This window comes from Acinetobacter geminorum, from assembly GCF_013009345.1.
Classification (GTDB): domain Bacteria; phylum Pseudomonadota; class Gammaproteobacteria; order Pseudomonadales; family Moraxellaceae; genus Acinetobacter; species Acinetobacter geminorum.
In genome coordinates, this window is sequence record NZ_JABELE010000027.1 from 20569 (window position 1) to 28764 (window position 8196).

General features: G+C 35.7%; 10 protein-coding genes and 1 pseudogene. 6 read left to right on the plus strand and 5 right to left on the minus strand.

Annotated features, from left to right (window positions below):
• Positions 1 to 24 precede the first annotated feature (24 nt).
• Positions 25 to 339, minus strand: a complete 315-nt coding sequence (locus tag HJG58_RS17705) for a rhodanese-like domain-containing protein (RefSeq protein WP_002116171.1) — start codon at positions 337 to 339, stop codon at positions 25 to 27.
• A 91-nt stretch (positions 340 to 430) separates the two neighbouring features.
• Between HJG58_RS17705 and HJG58_RS17710 the strand changes: the two genes are divergently transcribed.
• The 3 genes from HJG58_RS17710 (at position 431) to HJG58_RS17720 (ending at position 2031) form a co-directional block, all read left to right on the plus strand.
• Positions 431 to 919 (plus strand): YajQ family cyclic di-GMP-binding protein, encoded by a 489-nt coding sequence (locus HJG58_RS17710; protein ID WP_170249740.1) that lies wholly within the window; start codon positions 431 to 433, stop codon positions 917 to 919.
• Between the two features lie 34 nt (positions 920 to 953).
• Positions 954 to 1448 carry a DUF4442 domain-containing protein gene (locus HJG58_RS17715; protein WP_005804736.1) on the plus strand — a complete coding sequence of 165 codons (495 nt, stop codon included), beginning with the start codon at positions 954 to 956 and terminating at the stop codon, positions 1446 to 1448.
• A 76-nt stretch (positions 1449 to 1524) separates the two neighbouring features.
• Positions 1525 to 2031 (plus strand): nuclear transport factor 2 family protein, encoded by a 507-nt coding sequence (locus HJG58_RS17720; RefSeq protein WP_170249741.1) that lies wholly within the window; start codon positions 1525 to 1527, stop codon positions 2029 to 2031.
• 70 nt (positions 2032 to 2101) lie between these two features.
• Here HJG58_RS17720 and HJG58_RS17725 read toward each other — a convergent pair whose 3' ends face one another.
• Genes HJG58_RS17725 through HJG58_RS17735 form a run of 3 tightly spaced genes read right to left on the minus strand, consistent with a single transcriptional unit; the run spans position 2102 to position 3854 of the window.
• Entirely contained in the window at positions 2102 to 2518 is a 417-nt protein-coding gene (locus tag HJG58_RS17725) for an acyl-CoA thioesterase (RefSeq protein WP_002116010.1), read from the minus strand.
• 1 nt (position 2519) lies between these two features.
• On the minus strand, positions 2520 to 2957 hold the full coding sequence (gene trxC, locus HJG58_RS17730) for a thioredoxin TrxC (protein WP_005050212.1): 438 nt from the start codon (positions 2955 to 2957) through the stop codon (positions 2520 to 2522).
• Entirely contained in the window at positions 2958 to 3854 is an 897-nt protein-coding gene (locus HJG58_RS17735) for an alpha/beta hydrolase (RefSeq protein WP_170249742.1), read from the minus strand.
• Positions 3855 to 4046: 192 nt separating this feature from the next.
• Between HJG58_RS17735 and HJG58_RS17740 the strand changes: the two genes are divergently transcribed.
• The 3 genes from HJG58_RS17740 to HJG58_RS17750 all read left to right on the plus strand — a co-directional run bounded on the left by HJG58_RS17740 (position 4047) and on the right by HJG58_RS17750 (position 7398).
• Positions 4047 to 4382 (plus strand): protein tyrosine phosphatase family protein, encoded by a 336-nt coding sequence (locus tag HJG58_RS17740; protein WP_170249743.1) that lies wholly within the window; start codon positions 4047 to 4049, stop codon positions 4380 to 4382.
• A 363-nt stretch (positions 4383 to 4745) separates the two neighbouring features.
• Complete coding sequence (locus tag HJG58_RS17745; RefSeq protein ID WP_170249744.1) at positions 4746 to 5942, plus strand: hypothetical protein; 1197 nt, start codon at positions 4746 to 4748, stop codon at positions 5940 to 5942.
• A gap of 82 nt (positions 5943 to 6024) precedes the next feature.
• Positions 6025 to 7398 carry a dihydrolipoyl dehydrogenase gene (locus tag HJG58_RS17750; RefSeq protein ID WP_170249745.1) on the plus strand — a complete coding sequence of 458 codons (1374 nt, stop codon included), beginning with the start codon at positions 6025 to 6027 and terminating at the stop codon, positions 7396 to 7398.
• A 61-nt stretch (positions 7399 to 7459) separates the two neighbouring features.
• Here HJG58_RS17750 and HJG58_RS19180 read toward each other — a convergent pair.
• Positions 7460 to 7990 (minus strand): annotated as a pseudogene (locus HJG58_RS19180) (NMCC_0638 family (lipo)protein).
• Between the last annotated feature and the right edge of the window lie 206 nt (positions 7991 to 8196).

Consider the following 8196-nt stretch of genomic DNA (forward strand, 5'->3'; position numbering starts at 1 on the left):
AAAAAGCACCCGAAGGTGCTTTTTTTATGCGCCCTGCTCTAGAGGCAAGCCGGCATCACGAGCTGCACGTGTCCCGCCCATCAGCACGACATATTCACGCGAGGCATCCAATCCTTCTAGTTTCTCAGCTGCACGAGGAGCTTTGCTACCACCACCACATAAAATATAAATCGGCTGACCCGCAGAGACCTGGTTCAAAATATCAGCATTCAAATCATTAATTGGGCGATTCACCGCACCTTTAACATGCCCTTCTGCATAAGCATTAGTATCACGGACATCCCAGATAACAGCATTTTCTGGGAACTCAAATGTTGTAATTTCTTGTTTACGGATCATTGTGCACTCCTTTGATGTAAACAACACTTGGCAAATGAAGAAAACCCTCTTAGCATCTCAAATATTCTTTCCCTTTGTAAAGGTCTAAACTATGCCTTCTTTCGATATTGTCTCTGAATTAGAGTTATTTGAAGTTAATCATGCTGTACAAAACACACAAAAAGAGATTGCCACACGCTTTGACTTTCGTGGTCACGATGTTTCTATCGAATTAAATGAAAAAAATAAAGAAATCAAAATCAGTACCGAAAGTGATTTCCAGTGTGAACAAGTTTACAACATGTTAGAAAATCATTTTTACAAACGTAAAATTGATGTTCAAGCACTTGATCCACAAAAAGCCTCTGCTTCAGGCAAAAATTTTGTACAAGTCATTAAACTTAAAGACGGTCTTGACTCTGATACTGCAAAAAAAATTAATAAAGCCATTAAAGAAAGTGGCATTAAAGTGCAATCTTCTATTCAAGGCGACAAAATTCGTGTAACTGATAAAAAGCGTGACACCTTACAACAAGTTATGACTTTTTTACGTGAACAACAATTCGGTGTGCCATTACAGTTTAATAACTTTAAAGATTAATATCTTGTCGGCCATTTAAAGCTAAGGTAATCCCATGTCTCAATCCAATCGTCTATCAAAACTGGTAAAAGCAACTTCAAAATTCCCTAAAGGTATTCGGAGCACGCTTTGGAGCAAGGCGTTTGGTCGTATCGTGCCAATGGTGGGTACAGCAAATATCCGCTATCTGGAAGTAGACTCAAACCACGTTACTGTCCGTTTAGATAACCAAAAAAATATGCAGAACCATATTAAAGGCGTCCACGCTGCGGCTATGGCGCTTTTAGCAGAAACTGCAACGGGTTTTCTAACCGGTTTACATATTCCTGATAATCGCATTTTATTAATCAAATCATTACATGTAGATTATTTAAAAGTGGTTGAAGGCGGTTTGACTGCTACAGCGACATTGTCTGCTGAACAACAAAAGTTTATTGCAGATAATGAGAAAGGTGAACTTGTGATTCCTGTTACTGTGATTGATGATGCAGGCAATGAACCAATTCAATGCCAAATGCTCTGGGCATGGTTACCTAAACGTAAGAAATAGTAACTAATCTAAAGTATTTTTAGACGGTTATTTACCTCAAGATATAAAACTAATATTTTGTATCTTGAGGTTAAAAATGAAAAAAATATTAATTCTTTCCTCTTTATTTACCAGTTTAATATTTACAACTATAAGTTCTCACGCGACTGAACCCCACATTAAAACCAGTAAAGTAACTTCGGCTAAATCAGAAGCTATTGATAAAGTAAGTGCTCAAAACAAAAGAATAGTGACCGACTTTTATGAAGGTGTCTTTTTAAAACATAAAGTCAAAGAATATGCAGACCGCTATATTGGTCAACAATACATTCAGCACAATCCTAATGTGTCAGATGGTAAAGCGCCTTTCGTTAACTTCTTCACTGAAAAATTCCAAAAGAATCCTCAAGCTAAAAATGAGATTAAACGTGCGATTGCTGAAGGCAATCTTGTCGTTTTACATGTCCATTCGACTGAAAATGAAAAAGATCGAGGAAGAGCAATTGTTGATATATTCCGTGTTGAAAATGGAAAAATCGTAGAGCATTGGGATGTGATACAAAATATTCCTGAGCAAAGCAAAAATACAAATACGATGTTTTAATTTCTAAAAACTAGTTTTTCTTTTGAATAAAAATTAAAGCCTGAATACTAAGATTCAGGCTTTCTGATTCTTATTGAGTTTCCAAAAACTTCTGTTTCGCTTCTTCAGGTATTTGACGCTTATTACCTTTTACATCTACTGCTACAAAGGTAAAAACTCCTTCAGTAATGCGTATTGGTTCACGAGAGTCATCATGACTATCCCAAACTTCAATTTGCATCTGAATAGAAGTATTTCCAACTTTTAAGATCTTGGTATAGCAGCTAATGACAAAGCCAACTTTTACCGGAACCAAAAAGGTCATTTGATTAATAGAAATCGTAGCACAGCGACCACGACTGAAACGTTCTGCGTGAATTGCTCCAGCCAAGTCCATTTGTGACACAATCCATCCACCAAATACATCACCACTCCAGTTTGTATCTGCTGGCATGGCAATCGTTTGTAAGGATAAAATTCCTTCTGGTTTGGTATAAGCTTCTGACACCTTAGCTCCCGAAATTCGTTTGAAGTTGTTGATCGAGCCACTGTTGCAATTCAGGCGCACGTAATGCCCCGCTAATACGCGCGACCTCTGTCGTTTTATTCATTAAGACAAGTGTCGGAATACTTCTCACATGAAAAGCTTGGCTCAAGCGAGGAGATTCTTCGGTATTAATCTTGGCAAAGATAACGCCTGGATTTTGTTTTGCGACCTGCGCAAAATGTGGAGCCATCATTTTACAAGGTCCGCACCATTCTGCCCATAAGTCTATAAGAATAGGTAAATCACTATTCGTGATGTAGTTACTAAAATTTTGCTCATTTAGTTCAATAGGTGCAAGCGGTAGTAATGGCTGATGACATTGCCCACAGCTTGGTTGCTCAGGAAGTTTTTCTTCAGGAACTCGGTTTTTTGCACCGCACGATGCACATACAATAATCATTTACACCACTCCTATATGCTGATGTAAAAATTCTAATTGGGTTATCACTGCTTTTTCAAACCATGAACCGTGATAAATATCAAAATGTTTCATATCCCACTCATGATAACTCACAAAAGGCGCAATATTTGTCGCAGCTTCACGGCTTGACTCAATAGGAATAAGCGAATCTTTTTGAGCAGCAATAAATAAAACAGGAATGTTAATCTGGCGCACAACTTGGATTGGACGGTATCGCATCAAATTAAAAAAGACACGAGCAGGAACTTCCCCACTCCAATAATAGTCAGGATTCACAATTGATAAATAGCCATAATAACTATCTGCTGTAGGCATAAAACATAAGTTATGTTGATCAACAACAGGTAATCTCTTTGGATTAAGCCCCATCTTTGATCCCATATAATCCTGACTCGATAGCTTTAATGCTTGGGGATAGCGCTGCAAAGGATAGAGCTTTGCAGTTTCAGCGCCATCTACATATGGAATTTGTACTAAAACTGCTTGAATATTCTTTAACTCAGAAGCTAGGCTTAGTGCATATCCCCCACTTAAAGAAGTTCCCCAAAGCACAATCCTTCGGTTATCTACGAGTTTAGAAGTCGAAGCATACTGAATCACCGTCTTCCAATCTTCTAATTGTGAATTGATGGAGACCATTTCTCTAGGCTTGCCAGTACTTCCGCCCCAATATCTGTAATCAAACAAAATAACAGCGTAACCTGCTTGAGCAAATCGCTGGGCATACTGAATAAGTTTAAATTGACGCAATCCGGCAAAACCATGCGCCATGATAATTACCGCAGATTTATTATTTGTTTTTGGAATATAAAAGTCAGCTGCGATCATTTCTTGATCACATGGAACATATAAAGGCTCAACCGTATAAGCGTGCATATGTGCTCCGTGGCATTATGGTCGAAGTAATGAATTTACAAAAAACATCCTGATAGCCTTTTAAAAATCTAGAGCTGTTCTATGACATAAGTTTTATCTATGTAGGAACAACGTTTTAGTGTCTTGTATCTCAGGTTAAGCTTAATGCTATGATACAGCATAAGAGGTTTTGTTAAATTTTGGAGTGACGAAATGTCAGATAATGTTGGTTTCGCAGGTCAAATTGGTCCAGAACACGTTGGCCAAGTTGTAGAAAAAGGATTTAAATCTATTATTAATAACCGACCAGATATGGAAGATGGCCCAGAACAACCTACAAGCGCTCAGATTGAAGAAGCAGCACGTCAAGTAGGCTTAGACTATGTCTATCAACCTGTTGTAGCTGGACAAATTACTGAGCTAGATGTACGTACTTTTGCCAATCATTATAATGAATTGCCAAAACCTGTGCTGATGTTCTGCCGTACAGGAAACCGTTCAAATAATTTATATCAATTAGCAAAACAAATGGATTTGTTAGACGACTAAATTTAAGAAATTAATTCTCTTGAAAACCCTATTTCTTATTTCAAGTAGGGTTTTTGATAAATTATTTTGCATATCTCTGCATGAACTCAACAGAACTAAAAATAATATTAATTTAGAGTATTTATATCTTTTGATTCATTTATTAATTTTCTATGAATAAATTTATTTTCGTTCTTTTAAGCTGTTTAATCGTTAGCGCATGCTCCTCGATGCAGGTAAAACCTACTGTCGGAGTAACGATGGGTACACGCATTTAATCAGTTACCCTGCCTATAAATATCATGAGCAACCTCATGAAATATATGTTATTTTATAAACCTAAAAAATTATTTTAAATAACTTATCATTTTAATGGGGATAATCATGAAACTTACTCAAGGAGTATGTGGAGTTACTTTGGCTGCTTTTTTGACAGCTTGTGGTGGGGGTGGCAATGATGGCTACTATAATCAAAATTCAAATTCTGGTTCTACAACAACACCAACCACTCCATCACCAGATCAGGAGTTAGCGGCCTCAGTTTTAAATAATGTAAAACAAGAAGGTAAATATTTGTTTGGCGCTTATGATCTTAATGATGAAAAGCAATCAAAAGGTTATATTGATCATGCACTAGATACCTTCGCTCAAGGACCACTTAAGTTAACCTTAGACATTCGAAAAGTAGATCTTACTAAGTACTCCGACCACTATCGAGATAAATGTTTTATCAAGAGTACTACAGACTACCGCGCCTGCTATGTATTTAAAGGGGAAGAAATAAAAACTTTACTCACTGGATATAATGATTGGGATTTTGATATTACAGCAGACGACTTGAAGAACATTAAACTGGCAAACGACAATATATCTCCGAACTTACAGGACTATCAATCAAATACCAGAATTTATATTTTTGAAAATGAAAATAATGATAAAAACTTTCAAGATGTAACTATTACAGGTGCGTTTGCTTATCCTTTCCAACAGTCATGGGGACTTGAACAAACCAAGCAAAAAAGATTCGTATTAATTAATGCTGCCACAAGTGATTATAAAATTACGACAACCGCTCTAGTTCAAGATCCAGAGACTGGCCAACCAACTGAAAAAGAAGTAACCACGGGTGCAATGAGTGTTTATAAAGATAATACATCAATTGATGGTGATCTCTATGTAGTTCAAGGTGGTTCTGGTTTCAACGTACTCATTAATGACAATCCTAATGTCCCTTTTGCAGAGCCAATTTCATTTGTTGTGAACTCTACTCCTGGCAATACAAACAATGCAACATATAAAGTAATGGCTAATAATCACCAAATATTGAGCCTACCAAGTATTACTAGCCTTGAAGGAAGCCGAGTTGAAAATGAATCACCAACAACGAATGCACAGAAATTTAATGGCAGTATTTATTTAGAAGGACAAAATATTTTTACTTTCAAACAAAGCTCGAATGGAACTACATTAGACTTTAAGCATGTTATTAATGGGGTAAGCATTGAAGGTCAGTCTATTAATCAAAATGGGACTGTTTCAACAACCCTAAAAACACCTTTTATGCAAAAATTTACATTTTAAAGCTAAATAATTAGGATGAAACCCTCTGTTCAAGAGGGTTTTTCTATATATTCTAAATATCTATTAAAATAGCTTAATGACAATGTTCGATATTATTATCATTGGCGCAGGTACTGCTGGTATTAGCGCATACAAAGAAGCCGTTAAACATACCAACAATATTTTAATTATAAATGATGGACCATGGGATACCACTTGTGCCCGTGTAGGCTGTATGCCAAGTAAAGTTCTCATCTCTACAGCAAACCGTATGTTTGACATTCAAAATGCTCAAGAGGTTGCTTTAGACGTATCTGCAAATATTAATACTGATCAAGTGATGCAGCATGTACAAACTTTACGAGACAGATTTACACAAGCAACTTTAAAAGATGTAGATCAATGGCCGACTGAGCATAAAATTTCTGGCAAAGCACATTTTATTGATGCACAAACTGTAGAAGTTAATGGTAAGCAATATCAATCAAAAAGTTTTATTTTGGCGGTTGGTTCTACTCCTAGTTATGATCAAACTTGGAAGCAAGAACTAGGGCATCGGCTTATAACCACAGATCAAATATTTGAATTAGAAACACTCCCTAAATCGATTGCTGTAATTGGTAGCGGTGTAATTGCTCTTGAGATTGCCCAAGCTATGCATCGGTTAGGGGTAAAAACTACAATCTTTGCTCGTAGTAAACGAATTGGGATATTGACTAGTTCTAGACTTCAACAGCTTGCTCAAGAAGAGCTAGGAAAAGAGTTAACAATACTATTCGAAACATTGCCAAGTGAGCTTAAAGTCAGTGAGGAAAGTGTTTTATTAAACTATAAACTTGAAGAAAAAGAAAAAACTCTCAAAGTTGAATATGTTTTAGCTGCAACAGGGCGTACAAGTTTACTCAATACTTTAAAACTAGAAAATATTGATAATTCTTTCAAAGATATTAAGTTATTACCTATAAATGCTAAAACTAAGCAGCTAGATACATATCCAATTTTTATTGTTGGTGATGCTTACACCTCAACACCACTACAACATGAAGCAGCACATGAAGGTAAAAAAGTTGTTTATAACTGTTTAAATTATCCACAGGTAAACTCAGTTAAGACACTTACTCCATTGGGAATTGTCTTTAGTCATCCTGAAATGGCGATCGTAGGTCAAAGTTATAAGCAATTAAAAGATGAAGGTATAGATTTTATTACAGGCGAAGCCTCTTATGAACGACAAGGAAGAGCTATAGTTCTTGGAAAAAATAAAGGTGCTATTGAAGTTTATATTGAACGGGAAAGCCAAAAATTTCTAGGTGCTGAGCTATTTACGGAAGCAACTGAACATATGGCCCATTTATTAAGCTGGATAATCGGTGAAGAATTAACGGTAAATGATATTCTAGAGAAACCCTTTTATCATCCGACCTTAGAAGAAGGTCTTCGAACTGCTCTAAAGCATGCGCGTAGACAACTGAAATAATCAATTTTAGAAGAGCCCTTTATTAATTAAATTGGCTCTTCTCTACTTCCACTTGCTTTCATTAATTCATTTGATGAGAAATAACCGCAACTAATGAAGAATTCTTTTCAGATGAACTAGTATATATCCATGTCTCTAAAGGCTTCTCATTTTTAGAAATAATATAATTTGTTGTGGTTAAATTCTTATCTTTAAATATTTCTTTTTTATAAGTTAGGCCAGTAGATTCTGGAGGTAGCCAGCTTTCTAAATTCTTCTGAATTTCAGTTGAATTTCCTTTATTTATAAATAATGAACATACACCATTATCAAGTTGTGTAATAACAAATTTTCCTTCAGAAGAACTTATCATCCAAGCATGACCATTATAATCTTTTTAAAAATGTGCAGCATATTCATTAGGCATTTGGATAAATCCCATATTTTTTGCTTGTTTATTTATTAATTCTGGATTTCCTCTAGAACTTACACAAATATTTAAAAAAGCTTTTGTACTATACAGACTTTTCACAGTTTCGTTAGCATATATAGAACTACAACTGAGTGTTATAGCCAATATAATAGAAAATATTTTAAATCCTGCAAATTTCATGATTAATTCTCTTTTTATTATTTTAAATAGTGTGATTTATATCACAATTCATTCTAAAGTTAGTCGGAGATTTAGATTTTTTCTCACACAAAAAGCAACACCCCCATTCATAGGAATGGGGGTGTTTGTAATAATGAGCTGGCGATGACTTACTCTCACATGGGTAACCCCACACTACCATCAGCGCTAAGAGGTTTCACTTCTGA

Excerpts from the sequence above, each read along its gene's own strand:
- trxC (WP_005050212.1), bottom strand. The coding sequence starts at position 2,957 with ATGATTATTGTATGTGCATCGTGCGGTGCAAAAAACCGAGTTCCTGAA.
- HJG58_RS17705 (WP_002116171.1), bottom strand. The coding sequence starts at position 339 with ATGATCCGTAAACAAGAAATTACAACATTTGAGTTCCCAGAAAATGCT.
- HJG58_RS17715 (WP_005804736.1), top strand. The coding sequence starts at position 954 with ATGTCTCAATCCAATCGTCTATCAAAACTGGTAAAAGCAACTTCAAAA.
- HJG58_RS17750 (WP_170249745.1), top strand. The coding sequence starts at position 6,025 with ATGTTCGATATTATTATCATTGGCGCAGGTACTGCTGGTATTAGCGCA.
- HJG58_RS17720 (WP_170249741.1), top strand. The coding sequence starts at position 1,525 with ATGAAAAAAATATTAATTCTTTCCTCTTTATTTACCAGTTTAATATTT.
- HJG58_RS17745 (WP_170249744.1), top strand. The coding sequence starts at position 4,746 with ATGAAACTTACTCAAGGAGTATGTGGAGTTACTTTGGCTGCTTTTTTG.
- HJG58_RS17740 (WP_170249743.1), top strand. The coding sequence starts at position 4,047 with ATGTCAGATAATGTTGGTTTCGCAGGTCAAATTGGTCCAGAACACGTT.
- HJG58_RS17735 (WP_170249742.1), bottom strand. The coding sequence starts at position 3,854 with ATGCACGCTTATACGGTTGAGCCTTTATATGTTCCATGTGATCAAGAA.
- HJG58_RS17710 (WP_170249740.1), top strand. The coding sequence starts at position 431 with ATGCCTTCTTTCGATATTGTCTCTGAATTAGAGTTATTTGAAGTTAAT.